We start from the raw sequence: 16,098 nt of genomic DNA on the forward strand, positions 1-16,098 counted from the left end.
TCACCTTCCGACCAGTCCGGTGCGGTTGATCAGGACGTCGAGCATCTCGTCGAGAGCGGTCACCACGCGGGCCGCTGCCGCGTAGGACTGCTTGAACACGACGAGGTTGGTCATCTCCTCGTCCAGGGACACGCCGCTGACCGACAAGCGGTCGGCGTCGACCTGGCCGAGGACGGTGGAGGCGGTGGCGCTGGCGCTGGCCGCGCTGCGCGAGGCGATGCCCAGGCCGGTGATCATCTGGCGGTAGGTGGCATCGGGACCCGTGGGGGTCTTCCCCAGCTGGGCGATCCGGTCGGCCACGGCACCGTCGGCCGAGGGGTCGGTGCGCGTGCCGACGACCAGCGGGGGGTTCGCGGCGACCGCGAGCCTGGCCGGGTCGGTCATCACCACGGCGATGTCCCGGGCAGAGGTGCCCGCGAACAGCGGCGCCCCAGGGGTCGAGCCCGCCTGGTCGTACCCGGTGGCCAGGACGTCGTTCACGTCCTGCACCAGGTCGGCGACCGTGTCCAGCTGCGCCTGGTAGCCGGGCAGGACGACGTTCAGGGCGTCGATCCGGCCGGCGACGCCGCCGCCCACCCGCAGCACCGAGCCGCCGGGGACGACGGCCAGCCGCACCGGGTCCGTGGTCGCGGCCGTGGGGTCGGTGGCCCCGCGCAGCGCCAGCTTCGAGGCCCCCGTGCCCGAGACGAGGCTGGTGCCGTCGACGACGACGTCCACCATGCCGTCGGTCGTGTCCACCGACGTCGCACCCAGGGACTGCGCCAGCGTCGCCACGAGCACGTCGCGCTGGTCCTGGAGCTCGTTGGCCGGGTTCCCGGTCAGCTGCGCGTCGCGGATGGACTTGTTGAGGTCCGCGATCTGGGCCAGCGTGGCGTTGGCCTCGGCCACCACGTCGGTGGTGGCGCCCAGCGTGTTCGTCCACTGCCGGTCGACCGATGCCGAGACGGTGCGCAGGCCCTTGGCCAGGGCGTCGGCCGAGGAGAGCACGGCGATGCGCGAGGAGGTGTCGGTGGGGCGGGTCGACAGCTGGCTCCAGGCGGTGGACACCGCCGAGAGCAGGCTCTGCACACCGGTGCTGCCCGGCTCACCGGAGGAGGTCTCCAGCTGGTCGTAGGTGGCCGCGGTCGCGGCCGCGCGAGCTGCGTTGCCGACCTCCTGCTGGGCGCGCAGCTCCAGGAAGGCGTCCCGCACGCGGATGACCTTCTCGGCGCTGACCCCGTTGCCGGTGCTGTCCTCGCGGGACTGCAGGCCGTAGGCCGAGACGCTGGCCAGCGACTGCATCTCGACCCGCTGGCGGGTGTAGCCGCGGGTGTTGGCGTTGGCCACGTTCTGGCCCGTGACGTCGATGGCCCGCTGCTGGGCGGCCAGCGCCCGGGCGGCCACGTTCAGGGAGGAGAAGCCGCTCACAGCGCGCCGTCCAAGGTCACCGAGCGGTTGGCGCCGGACTGGGCGCGGCCGGCCGCGGAGTAGGTGCGCACCGAGTCCGGCCGCACGCTCAGCAGCGCCTCGTCGATGGCGGCCAGGCCATTGGCGATCAGGTCGCGGTTGGCGTCGGAGAGCCCGCGCAGCTCGCTGACCAGGACCAGGAGCGCCTCGTGGTGCCGGACGAGCAGGTCGTCCCAGGGGGCGCCGGCGTGCTCGGCGAGCACCCGCAGCGACGGGTTGGCCGGGAGCCCCAGCTGCTCGGCGATGACCTCGGCGACCGCGGCGCGCTCGACCTCGAGCGTACGCAGCTGCTCGAGCACGACCTCGATCTCGTGGGCGATGCGCGGCAGCCACCGGTTCTTGCCGGTGACGATGAGGTACTGCTTCTCCTCCGCCTTGAACAGGAGCAGGTCCAGGAGTTCCTGCTCCCGCCAGAGCAGGGTCGACAGGTGCTGGTAGTCCACCGGGTGCTCCTCTCGTCGTCGGGTCCGTGCCGGTGACGGTGCTGCTGGGCTGCCGTCCACCGGTCTCGGGGGCTGTCTTCGGCACATCACGACGACGGTTGAGCCGAGCGCTCAAGTTCGGTGACGGAGTTGCCGAGGAGGGTCAGGTGTGACTCGTGGTGCGCCGAGATAGGGGGCGTGAACCCGTCCCGCCCGTCGCCTCCCCAGGCGGGCCCCTCCCGACCCGGCCGGACCGCCCCCGCGGCCCCGGTCGGCACCGGTGTGGACGCACTGGTCACCGAGCACCTCGCGCTCGCCCAGTACGCCGTCAACGCCGTGGCCGCCCGGATCTCCCTGCCGGCACACGTCAGCCGCGAGGACCTCCTCTCCTGTGCACAGGTCGCCCTCGTGGAGGTGGCCCGGCGCTTCGACGCGACCGCCGGCGCCACGTTCGCCACCTATGCTCTACCCCGCCTCCAGGGCGCCGTGCTCGACGAGCTCCGCTCGGGCGACTGGGCCAGCCGCTCGGTGCGGGCCGCTGCCCGGCGCAGCGACGCCGCCGCCGACGCCCTGGCCGTGCGGCTGGGTCGTCCCCCGACGCGCGTCGAGCTGGCCGCCGAGCTGCAGGTCTCCCCCGCCGAGCTGTCCTCCCTGCAGGTGGACGTGCACCGCGCGGTCATGGTGAGCATCGACGCCAGCACCGGCGAGGACGGCACCGGGTTCGACGTGCCCTCCACCGGCGACTCCCCCGAACGCACCCTGGTCAAGCGCGAGCGGGCCCGCCATCTGCACGAAGCGGTGCTGGCGCTGCCCGACCGTCTGGGTGAGGTCGTCGAGCGCAGTTTCTTCGGTGACGAATCGCTGACCGACATAGCGGCCGACCTCGGCGTGACGCTCTCGCGGGTCTCCCAGATGCGCGCTCGCGCCCTGACCCTGCTGCACGCGGCCATGAGCGAGGCGTGGGAGGAACGGGCGGTCGCGCCCCAGGGCGGCGTCCGGGCCCGGACGCAGCAGAGCGGGTACGTGGCCCAGGTGGTGCAGCGGACCGCCGGGGTGTCACGGCCGCAGCTGGTCGGCTCCCGCGCGCTCTACCCCCCGCCGCCGCGCAGCTCGGCCGCGGTGCGGCGGGCCTTCGGCCAACCCGCCTGACCCGGGTGGGGGGGCCGCGGAAATTCCTGCGCGGTTCCGCTCAAGCTCCACCCGGTCCCAGCCGTAAACACCTCCGTACCACCCGCAGCACGGATGCAGCGGGAACCACCCAGCACAGCCTTTATCCAGGAGGATCACCATGGGCATGCGCATCAACACCAACACCGCGGCGATGAACGCCTACCGCAACCTGTCGGTCAACGACTCGGCGATGAGCAAGTCGCTCGAGAAGCTGTCCTCGGGTCTCCGCATCAACCGCGCTGCGGACGACGCGGCGGGTCTGGCCATCTCCGAGGGCCTGAAGTCCCAGATCGGTGGCCTCAAGGTCGCCACCCGCAACACGCAGGACGGCATCAGCGTCGTGCAGACCGCTGAAGGTGCGCTGGCCACCACCCAGAACATCCTCCAGCGCATGCGCGACCTCGCCGTGCAGGCCGCGAACGACAGCAACGACGGCAGCGCTCGCACCTCGATCGCCAACGAGGTCACCTCGCTGCGCGACGAGCTGAGCCGGATCGCCGACTCCACCAACTTCAACGGCAAGAAGCTGCTGGACGGCACCACCGCGTCGCTCGACTTCCAGGTCGGTGCCAACGGCGACACGGCCAGCAAGATCACCGTGAACCTCGCCACGGCCAACGTCAGCACCATCGCCACCACGCTGACCAGCGGCGGTGCCGGCACCTCGTTCGCCGTCGACACGCCCACGGCGGTCACCGGCAACCTGGCGTTCATCGCCGACGGCAACACGACCACCGTCGCCATGGGTGCCGCCGGCACCTACAAGACGGTCCAGTCGGTCGCCGACAAGCTGAACTCGGACGCCTCGTTCCAGCAGCGGTTCACCGCCTCGGTGGACAAGGACAACAAGCTGCAGGTCGTCGCCCGCACCGGCTCGGCCCTCACCGTGACGGCGCCGGGTACCGGTGTCGCTGCGGGTACCGCCAACACCGGTGGCCTCAGCTTCGCCGACGCGGCGTCCGCCCGGACGTCGATCACCACCATCAACACCCAGATCGGCCTGGTCTCCACCGCCCGGGCCGCCCTCGGTGCGATCCAGAACCGCTTCGAGTCCACCATCGCCAACCTGAACATCGCGGTGGAGAACCTCTCGGCGTCGAACTCGCGCATCGTCGACGTCGACATGGCCTCGGAGATGACCGAGTTCAGCAAGAACCAGATCCTGGTCCAGGCCGGCACCTCCATGCTGGCCCAGGCCAACCAGTCCTCGCAGTCGGTCCTCAAGCTCCTGCAGTGAGCTGAGGCGGGAGGAACACCCGCAGCACAGCACTCCCGGTGAGGGGGGCGGCCACCCGGCCGCCCCCCTCTTCGGCGTCCGGGTCCCCCGGACGAGGTGGGCGCCGCCGCTCGGCTCAACTCCCCGCCGCGACCGCCGATGTAGAGGGAGCGCCGACCGGCGCTCGGATCCACGAGGAGGACAGCGCCATGGTGAACCTGGGAATCGACGGACTGGCCTCCGGGCTGGACACGACGTCGATCATCGCGAACCTGATGAAGATCGAGGCCCGACCGCAGGACCTGCTCAAGACGCAGCTGACCGACACCCAGGCCAAGGCCGCCGCCTACCGCGCGGTCAACACCCGCCTCGACGCGGTCCGCTCGGCCGCCGAGGCGCTGACCACCGCCGGGCTGGCCGCGGCCCGCAGCGCGTCGAGCTCGAGCTCGACGGTCACCGCGAGCGCCTCCGCCGCGGCGGCCACCGGGGCCACCGTCCGGTTCGACGTGGTCTCGCTGGCCACGGCGCACACCGTGGTCCTGGGCCAGGACTTCACCTCGACCACGGCCCCGCTGCCGTCACCGAGCGTGCCGGCGTTCCCCATCGAGGTGCGCAGCACCGACGGCACCAAGGTCGGCCGCATCGCGCTGCCGGCCAACGCGAGCCTGCTCGACGCGGTGTCGGCGGTGAACGCCAGCTCGTACGGCCTCAACGCCACCATCATCCAGGTGGAGCCGGGCCACTACCGCCTCCAGGTGAGCGCCAAGGAGACCGGCGCCGCCAACGCCTTCACCATCACCCAGGACGACGGCAGCGGCAGCACCCAGGTCGCCCTGGACGACGTCGCCGTGGTCGTGCAGGGCGGTGACGCCGAGCTCGACCTGGGCCTGGGCGACGGCACGCGCGCCCGGTCGGCCACCAACACCTTCACCGACCTGGTGCCCGGCACCAGCATCACGGTCTCGAAGAAGGAGTCCGGCGTCACCGTGTCGGTCGGGACCGACAACTCGGCCGTGACCGCCAAGGTGAAGGCGCTCGTCGACGCCGCCAACGGCGCGCTCTCGGCCATCAAGGTCTACAGCACCTCGACCGCCGGCACGACGAAGGCGACGCTGCAGGGCGACAGCACCCTCGTGCGGCTCTCCGGCGAGCTGCTCAGCACGATCTCCTCCGCGGTCGGCGGCGGGAGCGCCAGCTCGATCGGCCTGCAGCTGTCCAAGGACGGCACCATCTCCTTCGACCCCGCGGTCTTCTCGGCCACCCTGGCCAAGGACCCCGCAACCGTCGCGAGGCTGGTCTCGGGTACCGCCGCCAGCACGGTGGGCGGGGTCACCACGCCCGCCGTCACGGGCATCGCCGGGGCGTTCGCCGCGCTGGCCCGAGCCGCGAGCGACCCGTCGACGGGGTCCCTGACGATGCTGGCCAGCGGTCGCGACACCCTCGCCGACACGCTCCAGGACCGCATCGACGCCCTGGACATCCGGCTCGACGCCCGCCGTGCGGCACTCACCAAGCAGTTCACCACGCTCGAGACCGCACTGGGCACGATCAAGAACCAGTCGGCGTGGCTGAGCTCGCAGATCGGCCAGCTGTACAGCCCCAACAAGTCGTCCTGACGCCCCCGCTCCCCCGAAAAGCCCAGGAGATCCCCCGATGACCGCCGCGCTGCGTTCCCGCTACCAGTCCTCCGCCGTCGAGACGGCGTCCCCGCAGCGACTGCTGGTGATGCTGTACGACCGGCTCGCGCTCGACCTGGTCCGCGCCGAGGCCGCCCTCACCGACGGGGACCGCGTGGAGGCGAGCGCCCAGCTCATGCACGCCCAGGACATCGTCCTGGAGCTGCACAGCACGCTGAACCCCGAGGTGTGGGAGGGCGCGGGCGCGCTCAGCTCGCTGTACACCTGGCTGTACGGCGAGATGGTGCTGGCCAACGTCAAGGGCGATGCCCGTCGGGTCGCCGACTGCCGCACCGTCGTCGAGCCGCTCCGCGACGCCTGGGCCGAGGCCGCGGCGATCCTGGGCCAGGGCAACGGGTGAGCCTGCCCGGCCTCCGGGCCATCGGCTCAGCGGACCCCTGGCCGGCCACCGCACCGAACCCCGCCCAGGACCACCCGGGCGGCCGGCGCCGCCGGTCGGACACCCCGCCCCGCACCTGGGGCGAGGCACTCGACGACCTCGAGCACGACACGCGGTCGGCCGAGCGCACGCTGGCGGGTGCCTCGGCCGAGGAGATCGCGGCGTGGGGCCGCCGGTCCACCGACTGGGTGCCCCCCGCCGGGCTGGGGCCGCTGCCCGACGACCTGCGCGAGCGGGCCGCCCGGTTGCTGCAGCACCAGCTGGCCGTGGCCGAGGCCCTCGTCGAGGGCATCGTGCAGTCCCGGCGCCAGCGGGACGTCGCGGCGCGCATGTCCCAGTCGCCGGCCCGACCTGCGTCCTCCTTCATCGACCGGCCGGTCTGACCAGCAGCCAGCAGAACCCCACAGGACCCCCCACCCGACCTTCGATCGGGCTGGGGGGTCTTGGCGTTGCATGCCAGATCGATGGTCACAACTCAACATCCGAGGCGGCGCGCCGATGATGTGCTCGACACCCCAGCCACCTCCACCGCCCGTCCCGCCCCGGTCGTCACACGCGTCGCCACGGCCACGATGGTCACGATGGGCCCGCGCACTGCCGATGAACGGTGCACACGACGGACCTGCCTTCCCGAGGGTCCGCCGAGGCACCCGGAGGTAGTGATGGAGCGCGTGACGCCCGGACGGACCGTCGTCCGTTGATCGGCATCGGCGACACCACGACGACCGCGTTGCACGCCGCCCTCTCGGGGCTGGCGCAGCGGCAGCGGGTCAGCGCGGACAACATCGCGAACGTCAACACCCCGGGGTTCCTGGCCGGGCGGACCGACTTCGAGTCCAACCTGCGCTCGGAGCTCAGCTCCGGCGACAGCCCCGCCATCACCGGCGGCTCGGTGCACCGGTCGCTGGCGGCCACCCGCACCGACGGCAACAACGTCGACCTGGACTCCGAGACCGTCATCGCCACCGAGACCGGCCTGCGCTACTCGCTCGCGCTGCAGGCCCTCAACGGCAAGTACGACCTCCTGAGCGCCGCCATGAGGACCCAGTGAGCGCCTTCGACGCCCTCCGGATCGCCGGCTCGGGCATGACGCTGCACCGCAAGTTCCTCGACGCCGTCTCGGACAACGTCGCCAACATCAACACCGCGGCGGCGCCCGGCCAGGAGGCGTTCAAGGAGCGCTTCATCGTGGCCCAGGCCAACGACTACGGGTCGGGCACCGGCGGCGTCCGGGTCGCCGGGGCGGCGTTCGGCAGCGGCGAGGGCAAGCTCGTCTACTCCCCCGACAACCCGATGGCCGACGAGGGTGGCTACGTCCGCATGCCCGACATCGACCTCGGCACGCAGATGACCAACATGCTCATCGCCCAGCGCGGCTACCAGGCCAACATCAGCGCGATCTCGCGCGCCACCGACGCCTACCAGGCGGCCCTCTCGCTCGGGAAGAACCTGTGACCGTCAACCCGCTCGCCCTGACCACCGGCTACGGGGTGGGTGTCAGCTCCGGCTACCGCAACAACGGCGTCAGCAACAGCATCCCGGCCGGGGACATCAGCGGCATGCTGACCAGCGGCATCTCCTCCACCGGCACGGTCGGTGCGGTCGGCACCCCGGGCACCGGGCAGGTCGCCCGCACCGCCGACGGCAGCACGTTCGCCGACATCCTCACCGGCTCGATCGGCCAGCTGCAGGGTCTGCAGAGCACCGCCGACGGCTACGCGAAGCAGGCCGCCACCGGCGACCTGCAGGACGTCCACGACTACATGATCGCCGCGTCCGAGGCCAAGCTCGCCACCACCGCCGTCGTGACCATCAAGAACAAGGCCGTCGAGGCGTTCAACGACATCATGCGGATGCCGGTCTGATGCCCGCCGCCCTGACCGCGCAGCTGGACCGGTTGCGCACCACGCTCGCCACGATGACCTTCCAGCAGAAGGCAGTGGCTGCGGCCCTCGTGCTCGGCCTGGCGATGGGCGCCTTCTTCTTCGTGCGGTGGGTGACCACGCCGACCTACGAGCCGCTGTTCACCAACCTCTCGCAGACCGACGCCGCCGCGATCAGCGACGAGCTGACCGCCGAGGGCGTCGACTTCCAGCTGCAGGGCACCAGCACCATCCTGGTGCCCAAGGACCAGGTCAACAGCCTGCGGCTGACCGTCGCCGGCAAGGGCCTCACCCCCCAGGCCGGCAGCGACTCGGGCTACGCGCTGCTGGACCAGCAGGGCATCACCACCAGCGAGTTCGAGCAGCAGACGACCTACCAGCGGGCGCTCGAGGGCGAGCTGAACAACACCCTGGAGACGATGGACGGCGTCACGACCGCCGCCGTGCACATCGCCATGCCCAAGGACGAGGTCTTCGTGACCGACACCAGCAACCCCACCGCCTCGGTGCTGCTGGACCTCAAGCCGGGCACCGAGCTGTCGGGCGAGCAGGTGCAGACGGTGGTCAACCTGGTCGCCGGCAGCATCGCCGGGATGAAGCCGTCCGACGTGTCGGTCAGCGACACCACCGGCCGGGTGCTGTCGACCACCGGCGGCGGCAACACCACCAGCCAGACCGACGCCACGGCCACCTTCCAGAACACGCTGCAGGCCAACGCACAGCAGCTGCTGGACCGCGTGCTCGGCCCCGGCAACGCCATCGTCACCGTCGCGGCGACCATGGACTTCGACCAGAGCCAGAGCACCTCGACGACCTACTCCTACCCGGCCCAGCTGCCGGCGACGTCGGAGCAGTCGAACACCGAGACCTACACGGGCACCGGCAACGGCACCGGCGGCGTGCTGGGCACCGACGGCACCAACGGTGCGACCACGGGCGGGGGCGACGGCACCTACAACAAGGAGTCGACGACCACCAACAACCCGATCAACACCACGGTCGAGAACACCATCAACGCCCCGGGCCAGGTCGAGCGCCTGACCGTGGCCGTCGCCCTGAACACCGCCGACGGCGTCACCGCCGTGCCCGGCACCATCCAGGACCTCGTGAGCCAGGCCGTGTCGCTGGACCCGGCCCGCGGCGACACCATCACCGTGGCCTCCCTCGGGTTCAGCACCGCCGCCGCCGAGGCCGCCCAGGCCGGCATCGCCGAGGCCCAGGCCGCCGAGGCCAGCGCCCAGATGTGGTCGCTGGTGAAGACCGGCGCGATCGTCGGCGGCCTGCTGATCCTGGTGCTGCTGGTCTGGCTCAAGAACCGCAAGAGGAAGGGTGACCTCGAGGACGACTACGAGGAGTTCGACGAGTACGACGACGTCGACGCGCTCCAGGTCGCCAGCACCCGCGACGCCGGCCTGCAGGCGCGCACCTCCGCCGCCGTCGAGGCCCTCGAGCGTCAGCGGCTGCGCGGTGAGATCACGTCCATGATCGAGACGCAGCCCGACGCCGTCGCGTCGACCCTGCGCGGCTGGTTGGCCGAGAGCCGGACATGACCCTCGCGTCCGTCGAGCAGATGGTGGGGCTGGAGCCCGCGGTCGACCCCGACCGGGCTCCCGTCCGCCTACCCCGACGCGACCTCTCCGGACTGCGCAAGGCGGCTCTCTTCCTCGCGCAGATGACCAGGGAGGAAGCGGGCGCGGTCATGGCCCAGCTCTCCTCCGAGGAGATCGACGCCCTCACCGGCGAGCTCATGCGCCTCAAGAACGTGGACCCCACCGACATCGAGGACGTCCTCTTCGAGTTCCACGACCGCATGGTGAACGCCACGGCGATCGGCTCCGGCGGTGTGGAGTTCGCCCGGCAGGCCCTCGCGGCCGGTCTCGGCGACGCCGAGGCCGCCGCCGTGCTCGGCCGGCTGCAGGTGGCGTACGAGGAGCCGCCGTTCACCTCGCTGCGCAACGCCGACACGCGCCAGCTGCTGTCCTTCGTGCGCGAGGAGCACCCGCAGATCATCGCGCTGGTGCTGGCCCACCTGCCCGCCCCGCAGTCGGCGGAGCTGATGAGCCGACTGGAGCCCGCGCGCCAGGCCGACGTGGCCCTGCGCATCGCGATGATGGACCGGACGACCCCGGAGGTCGTGCGGCTCGTCGAGGACGAGATCGGACGCCGGATGGGCTCGCTGCTGTCCTCCCCCGACCTGCCGGCCGCCGGCGGCGTCGAGACCCTGGTGGAGATCATCAACCGGGCGTCGCGGCCGACCGAGAAGTCGATCCTGGAGGGACTGGCCTCCACCGACCCGGAGCTGGCCGACAAGGTGCGCTCGCAGATGTTCGTCTTCGAGGACATCGTCATCGTCGACGACCGGTCCATGCAGCTCGTGCTCCGCGAGGTCTCCCCGGCCGACCTGGCTGCGGCCCTCAAGGGTGTCCGCGACGACGTCCGCGAGAAGGTCATGCGCAACCTCTCCGAGCGCGCGGCCCTGGACCTCACCGACGAGATCGAGCTGCTCGGCCCGGTGCGTGCCGCCGCCGTCGGCGAGGCCCAGGCCCGGGTGGTCGCGGTGCTGCGCACCATGGAGGAGTCCGGTCAGATCGTGATCGACCGGGGGGGTGACGACGATCTCATCGCCTGAGGGAGCCGTGCTGCGCGGGGCCTCGGCCGCGCGCGCCGTGGTCTGGGACCGGTCCGCCGGCTCGACCACCCGCACCGTCCGCGAGGCCCCCACCCGGGTCGAGCGGCCGGTGCTGTCCCGGGTCGGCGCGGCCGTCGACACCCCGTCGACGGTGCTGCGCGGCGAGGCCGCGGCCGACGTCGTCCCCTTCGTCGCCGACCGGCGCTCGGGTGACCGGGCCGGACGACGGTCCGGCGACCGGCCCACCCCCCGTCTCGAGGACGTCTACGCCGCCGAGCTGGCGCGGCTGCGCGAGCTGGCCCGCACCGAGGGCTGGGCGGCCGGGCACGCCGAGGGCCTGGCCGAGGCGGCCACCACCGTGGCGCGCGTCGAGGCCGAGGCCGAGGCGCGGCTGCTGGCCGTGCAGCAGCGGTGGGAGGCTCGAGTGGCCTCCACCGTCGCCGCGCTGACCGCCGCCTGCGCCCAGGTGGACGCCACCCCGCCCGTGGGCGGGGAGACCTTCGACCAGCTGGTGCTCGGCGCCACCCTCGGTCTCGTCGAGGAGGTGCTCGGGCGCGAGCTCGCCGTCGCCGCCGACCCCGGTGCCGACGCGCTGCGCCGGGCGCTCGCGCTCAGCCCCGAGGACGGTCCCACGGTCGTGCGGCTGCACCCCGACGACCTGGGCCGCATCGACGGGGCCGTGCTCGCCGGGCTGCCGCTGTCGGTGCGGCTGGTCGGGGACCCGGGCGTGGAACCCGCCGGCGCGGTCGCCGAGACCGGCGTGCACCGGGTCGACGCCCAGGTGGGCCCGGCGCTGCAGCGGGTGCGGGACGTGCTGGGGGCATGAGCGTCGCCGACGTCCTCGAGCGGGCCCGCGCGGCTGCCCGCCCCCTGTGCACCGGCACCGTCACCGGCGCCATGGGCCTGACCATCTCCGTCGACGGCGTCACCGCGGCGGTGGGCGACATCGTCGAGATCGGCGGCGACCCACGGCACCGGGTCGACCCGTTGCGCGCCGAGGTCGTGGCCCTGCACCGCGACCGGCTCACCTGCATGCCGCTGGGCGAGATGACCGGGGTGCACGTGGGCTCCCGCGTGCGGCCGACCGGCCGCCCGCTGCAGGTGCCGGTCGGCAACGCGCTGCTCGGCCGGGTGCTCGACGGCCTGGGCCGGCCGGTGGACGGCGGCCCCCCGCTGGCCGGCCGCGCCCGCTGGGTGGACCTGGCCACGCAGACCCCGCACGCGCTGGCCCGCACCCGGGTGCAGCACCCGCTGTCCTTCGGCGTCCGGGCACTGGACACCCTGGTGCCGGCCGGCCGGGGCCAGCGGCTGGGCATCTTCGCCGGCTCCGGGGTCGGCAAGTCCACCCTGCTGGCCCAGATCACCCGCGGCACCGACGCCGACGTGCGGGTCATCGGGCTGATCGGCGAGCGTGGTCGCGAGGTCCGCGAGTTCCTCGAGGAGAACCTCGGGGCCGAGGGCATGGCCAACACCGTCGTCGTCGTCGCCACCTCCGACGAGCCACCGCTGGTGCGCCTGCGGGCGGCCTTCGTGGCCACCCGGATCGCCGAGGAGTTCCGCGACCAGGGCCGCGACGTGCTGCTGCTCATGGACTCGATCACCCGCACCGCCATGGCCCAGCGCGAGGTGGGGCTCTCGGCCGGCGAGCCCCCGGCCACCCGCGGCTACCCGCCGAGCGTCTTCGCGATGATGCCCAAGCTGCTGGAGAAGGCCGGCACCGGCGCGGTCGGCTCCATCACCGGGCTCTACACGGTGCTGGTCGAGGGCGACGACCACAACGAGCCCATCGCCGACACCGCGCGCTCCATCCTCGACGGGCACGTCGTGCTCACCCGGCAGATGGCCACCGCCGGCCACTTCCCCGCCATCGACGTCCTGGAGTCCATCTCGCGCGTGGCCTCCTCGGTCACCGCCCCGCACCGCATGGCCGACGCCCGCGAGGCCCGCCGGCTGCTGGGGGCGCTGCGCGACGCCCGGGAGCTCATCGAGATCGGCGCGTACACCGAGGGCAGCGACCCGCTGGTCGACCGCGCACGGGTGCTCGAGCCGCAGCTCACCGGGTTCCTGCGCCAGTCGGTCGAGGACACCACCTCGCCCGAGGACGCGTGGGAGCAGCTGCACCGCATCGTGGCCGGTTCGTGAAGAAGGCAGGTTTCCGCCTCCAACCGGTGCTCGAGCTGCGCCGGGCGCAGGAGCGCACCGCCGCGCTCGCCGCCGTGCAGGCCGCCGCCGCCGCGGCCCGGCACGAGCAGCAGGCCGTCGAGGTGGCCGCTGCGCTGAGCTCGGCGGCGGTGCCCCGGCAGCTGGACGGCGCGACCTTCGTGGCGACCATGGTCGGGTTGCGCGCCCTGGCCGCCGATGAGGTGGATGCCCGGGCGACCGCCCGGGCCACCGCCGAGCAGGCCGAGGCGGTGCGCGCCGGCTGGACCGCAGCCGCCCAGGCCACCAAGGCCCTGGAGCGGTTGGCCGAACGCCACCGGCTGGCCGCGGCCCGCGCCGAGCTGGCCGCCGAGGAGCGCGCCGCCGACGACGTCGTCACCGGCCGGTACCGCACGAGCCGCAGGGAGGAGGACGCGTGGAGGGACTGACCGCCGTCCAGAGCCGGATCACCGAGATCCAGAGCCGCATGGCGACCTTCTCCGGCCGCACCCCGAACGCCGCGTGGCTGTCCGCCGCCTCGGCCGCCGGGCTCATGGGCACGGGCAGCACGACGGCGACCACGACCACCACCGCCGCGGCCGGCGCCACCGCCGAGACCGCCGTCGTCCAGGCCGCCCAGAAGTACCTCGGCGTGCCCTACCTGTGGGGCGGCACCGACCCGGCGAAGGGGCTGGACTGCTCGGGCTTCACCCAGCGGGTGTACGCCGACCTGGGCATCACCATCCCGCGGACCTCCAGCCAGCAGGCCACCGCCGGCACCGCCGTCGCGGGTCTCGCCGACGCCCGCCCCGGTGACCTCGTCTTCTTCGACAACAGCTCCGCCCGCGCCGGCATCGACCACGTGGGCATCTACCTCGGGAACGGGAAGATGATCGCCGCACCGCAGGAGGGCGACGTCGTGAAGGTCCAGGACGTCGGCAACCCCACCGTCATCCGCCGGGTGCTGCCCACCAGCAGCGCCGCGACCGGCTCGGCCCCCACGGGTTCGCTGTCCGGCGTCCCCTACAGCGACCTGTTCACCGCCGCCGCGGCCAAGCACGGCGTCCCCGCCTCGCTGCTGGCCGGCGTCGCGAAGGTGGAGTCCGGCTTCGACCCGGCCGCGGTCAGCCCCGCCGGCGCGCAGGGCCTCATGCAGTTCATGCCGGCCACCGCGGCCGGCCTCGGGGTGCGGCCGATGGACCCCGCCTCGGCCGTCGACGGCGCCGCGAAGTACCTCGCCCAGCTGACCCGCCAGTTCGGGTCCACCGACCTGGCCCTGGCCGCCTACAACGCCGGGCCCACCGCCGTGACCAACGCCGGCGGCATCCCGCCGTACGCCGAGACCCAGGCCTACGTCCGCAAGGTCACCGCTGCCGCAGCGGCGTACGCGTGACCGCCGCACTGGGCGCCGCGGTCGTCGTCGCGCCGTCCGGCCCCGCCCGCACCGGATCCGCCCCCGCCGACCCCGAGAGCGCGGCGGCCTTCGCCGGCCTGCTGCACGGCGAGGTCACCGCGCAGCGAGAGCGCCCCGGTGACCAGCCGGGCACCGAGACCGGGACCGCCGCGACGGACACGGCCGCGGACACCGCGACGGACGCCGTCCTCGACCCGGCCGCCGTCGTCGTGGCCCCGCCGGCGTGGTTCCTGGTCGCCCTCGGGACGGCGACCCCGGCCGCCGCTCCCCCGACCACCGAGGCCGCCCCGGGAACGGCCGGGGTGGCTGCGGTCGGCACGGCCGGCGTCGGCACGCCCGGCGCGGGCACGGCTGGCGCGGGCACGGCTGGCGCGGGCACGGCCGGCGCGGGCAGGGCGGCGGTGGGCACCGGCCCCGCACAGCCGGCCACCGCACTCCCGCCCACCGCACCCTCGACCACCGGGGCCGGGGGGACCGGCGGCTCAGCCCCGACCGGCGCCGTCCCCGCGTTCCCGGACCACCCCACCGTCGACGGCTCCGCCGGCCCGGTGCCCACCGCGGCCGGACCGACCGTCGCCCCCGGCACCGCGGCGCCGACCGGGGAGACCGGTCCGGCCGGCCCCGTCGGCGTCACCACCTCCGCCGCTCCCGGCGACCCGGCCAGGGGCGCCGTGCCGACGCACGGCGTGCCGGGCGCCCCCGCAGGTCGCCTTTCCGCCGGGCCGGCCGCACCGGGGTCGGTGCCCGCGACGGGCGCCCCGTCCCCGACGGACGCGGCCACCCCGGCACCGGGCGCCCCTGCGGTGCCCGGCGCCGACCAGCCGGGCACCGCAGCCGGCACCCTGCCAGGTGCCGCGCCCTCCGCCGAGGCGTCGGCTGCCGCAGCGGCCGCGCCGGCGGTCGCGACGCCACCGGCCACGGCCTCGGCCCCGCCGGCCGGCCCGCTCGCGGCGCCCACCGCGACCGGCCTGCAGACCGGCGCCCCGGTGCCGGCCGGTGACCCGGTCACGGCCGGCGACCCGTCACCGGAGGCCACGACCGCGCCGGCCTCCGGCGCGCCGGCCGGCACCGCCGCGGTCGACACCGCAGCGATCGGCACCTCAGCCGCCGACACCTCCGCCGCCGACACCTCGGCCGACACCTCCGCCGACACCGCGTCCGACGGCGTCCCCGTGGCTGTGGTCCCGGGGCAGCCGGCCGCAGCCGCGCCCGTGACACCGACCGGCCCGGCGGCCGCGGGCCCGGCCCCGGCCGACCCGCCGGTGGCCGCCCAGCTCGCCGCGCCCATCACCTCGCTGGCCAGCGTCGACGGGAGCCACTCGGTGACGATGGTGCTGGCGCCGGAGTCCCTCGGTGAGGTGCACGTGCACCTCACCGTCTCCGGTGACCAGGTGACGCTCGCGCTCGCCGCCGGTCACGAGGGCAGCCGGGCGGCGCTGGCCGAGGCCGTCCCCGAGCTGCGCCGCGAGCTCGCCGCCGCCGGCCTGGTGCTCACCGACGCCCAGGTGTCGACGGGCACCGGTTCGTCGGCGGGCGGTCAGGGCTGGTCGCAGGGCACCGACCCGCGGTCGGCACCCACCACCCGCTGGGGGCAGGTACCGACCGGTTCCGCGGCTGCCGATGAGGACAGCAGCACCACCGGCACCACCCGTCACACCCGTGGCGGCACGACGTCGACCGGCGTCGACGTCCGCGTCTGAGCA

The 16,098-nt window shown here is 73.9% G+C and carries 17 protein-coding genes; 15 read left to right on the forward strand and 2 right to left on the reverse strand.

The window, feature by feature from the left end; all coding sequences use genetic code 11:
• Positions 1–1,407 carry a flagellar hook-associated protein FlgK gene (flgK, locus tag BLP29_RS01510; protein WP_092799154.1) on the reverse strand — a complete coding sequence of 469 codons (1,407 nt, stop codon included), beginning with the start codon at positions 1,405–1,407 and terminating at the stop codon, positions 1–3.
• Positions 1,404–1,889, reverse strand: a complete 486-nt coding sequence (locus BLP29_RS01515) for a flagellar protein FlgN (RefSeq protein ID WP_092799156.1) — start codon at positions 1,887–1,889, stop codon at positions 1,404–1,406. Before BLP29_RS01515 ends, flgK begins: the two co-directional genes overlap by 4 nt.
• A gap of 261 nt (positions 1,890–2,150) precedes the next feature.
• Between BLP29_RS01515 and BLP29_RS01520 the strand changes: the two genes are divergently transcribed.
• The 15 genes from BLP29_RS01520 to BLP29_RS01590 all read left to right on the forward strand — a co-directional run bounded on the left by BLP29_RS01520 (position 2,151) and on the right by BLP29_RS01590 (position 16,095).
• Positions 2,151–3,017, forward strand: coding sequence for a sigma-70 family RNA polymerase sigma factor (locus BLP29_RS01520; protein ID WP_243469614.1), 867 nt, complete (start codon positions 2,151–2,153; stop codon positions 3,015–3,017).
• Positions 3,018–3,156: 139 nt separating this feature from the next.
• Positions 3,157–4,275: a flagellin N-terminal helical domain-containing protein gene (locus BLP29_RS21710; protein ID WP_092799158.1), complete on the forward strand. Its 1,119-nt coding sequence runs from the start codon at positions 3,157–3,159 to the stop codon at positions 4,273–4,275.
• Positions 4,276–4,463: 188 nt separating this feature from the next.
• Complete coding sequence (gene fliD, locus BLP29_RS01530; protein ID WP_092799160.1) at positions 4,464–5,870, forward strand: flagellar filament capping protein FliD; 1,407 nt, start codon at positions 4,464–4,466, stop codon at positions 5,868–5,870.
• Positions 5,871–5,907: 37 nt separating this feature from the next.
• Positions 5,908–6,291 carry a flagellar export chaperone FliS gene (gene fliS, locus BLP29_RS01535; RefSeq protein ID WP_092799162.1) on the forward strand — a complete coding sequence of 128 codons (384 nt, stop codon included), beginning with the start codon at positions 5,908–5,910 and terminating at the stop codon, positions 6,289–6,291.
• Entirely contained in the window at positions 6,288–6,713 is a 426-nt protein-coding gene (locus BLP29_RS01540; protein ID WP_243469615.1) for a hypothetical protein, read from the forward strand. The genes fliS and BLP29_RS01540 overlap by 4 nt, the downstream gene beginning before the upstream one ends.
• Positions 6,714–7,027: 314 nt before the next feature.
• Entirely contained in the window at positions 7,028–7,381 is a 354-nt protein-coding gene (gene flgB, locus BLP29_RS01545; RefSeq protein ID WP_243469616.1) for a flagellar basal body rod protein FlgB, read from the forward strand.
• A complete protein-coding gene (locus tag BLP29_RS01550; protein WP_133378957.1) occupies positions 7,378–7,785 on the forward strand; it encodes a flagellar basal body rod protein FlgC in 408 nt (135 codons plus the stop codon). The genes flgB and BLP29_RS01550 overlap by 4 nt, the downstream gene beginning before the upstream one ends.
• Positions 7,782–8,195 (forward strand): flagellar hook-basal body complex protein FliE, encoded by a 414-nt coding sequence (fliE, locus tag BLP29_RS01555; protein ID WP_243469617.1) that lies wholly within the window; start codon positions 7,782–7,784, stop codon positions 8,193–8,195. The genes BLP29_RS01550 and fliE overlap by 4 nt, the downstream gene beginning before the upstream one ends.
• Positions 8,195–9,763, forward strand: a complete 1,569-nt coding sequence (gene fliF, locus BLP29_RS01560) for a flagellar basal-body MS-ring/collar protein FliF (RefSeq protein ID WP_092799164.1) — start codon at positions 8,195–8,197, stop codon at positions 9,761–9,763. Before fliE ends, fliF begins: the two co-directional genes overlap by 1 nt.
• Complete coding sequence (gene fliG / locus BLP29_RS01565) at positions 9,760–10,842, forward strand: flagellar motor switch protein FliG (RefSeq protein ID WP_092799166.1); 1,083 nt, start codon at positions 9,760–9,762, stop codon at positions 10,840–10,842. Before fliF ends, fliG begins: the two co-directional genes overlap by 4 nt.
• A gap of 7 nt (positions 10,843–10,849) precedes the next feature.
• Positions 10,850–11,668: a FliH/SctL family protein gene (locus tag BLP29_RS01570; protein ID WP_165839241.1), complete on the forward strand. Its 819-nt coding sequence runs from the start codon at positions 10,850–10,852 to the stop codon at positions 11,666–11,668.
• Positions 11,665–12,984: a FliI/YscN family ATPase gene (locus tag BLP29_RS01575; protein WP_092799168.1), complete on the forward strand. Its 1,320-nt coding sequence runs from the start codon at positions 11,665–11,667 to the stop codon at positions 12,982–12,984. Before BLP29_RS01570 ends, BLP29_RS01575 begins: the two co-directional genes overlap by 4 nt.
• A complete protein-coding gene (locus BLP29_RS01580) occupies positions 12,981–13,430 on the forward strand; it encodes a flagellar export protein FliJ (RefSeq protein WP_092799170.1) in 450 nt (149 codons plus the stop codon). Before BLP29_RS01575 ends, BLP29_RS01580 begins: the two co-directional genes overlap by 4 nt.
• Positions 13,418–14,374 (forward strand): NlpC/P60 family protein, encoded by a 957-nt coding sequence (locus tag BLP29_RS01585; RefSeq protein WP_092799172.1) that lies wholly within the window; start codon positions 13,418–13,420, stop codon positions 14,372–14,374. Before BLP29_RS01580 ends, BLP29_RS01585 begins: the two co-directional genes overlap by 13 nt.
• Positions 14,371–16,095, forward strand: coding sequence for a flagellar hook-length control protein FliK (locus tag BLP29_RS01590; protein WP_092799174.1), 1,725 nt, complete (start codon positions 14,371–14,373; stop codon positions 16,093–16,095). The genes BLP29_RS01585 and BLP29_RS01590 overlap by 4 nt, the downstream gene beginning before the upstream one ends.
• Positions 16,096–16,098: the final 3 nt, after the last annotated feature.

It is taken from the genome of Klenkia marina (assembly GCF_900101025.1).
Lineage (GTDB): Bacteria > Actinomycetota > Actinomycetes > Mycobacteriales > Geodermatophilaceae > Klenkia > Klenkia marina.

What these genes read in the sequence shown, in the direction of transcription:
- fliS (WP_092799162.1), top strand. Translation starts at nt 5,908, where the DNA reads ATGACCGCCGCGCTGCGTTCCCGCTACCAGTCCTCCGCCGTCGAGACG.
- fliD (WP_092799160.1), top strand. Translation starts at nt 4,464, where the DNA reads ATGGTGAACCTGGGAATCGACGGACTGGCCTCCGGGCTGGACACGACG.
- BLP29_RS01575 (WP_092799168.1), top strand. Translation starts at nt 11,665, where the DNA reads ATGAGCGTCGCCGACGTCCTCGAGCGGGCCCGCGCGGCTGCCCGCCCC.
- BLP29_RS21710 (WP_092799158.1), top strand. Translation starts at nt 3,157, where the DNA reads ATGGGCATGCGCATCAACACCAACACCGCGGCGATGAACGCCTACCGC.
- fliG (WP_092799166.1), top strand. Translation starts at nt 9,760, where the DNA reads ATGACCCTCGCGTCCGTCGAGCAGATGGTGGGGCTGGAGCCCGCGGTC.
- fliF (WP_092799164.1), top strand. Translation starts at nt 8,195, where the DNA reads ATGCCCGCCGCCCTGACCGCGCAGCTGGACCGGTTGCGCACCACGCTC.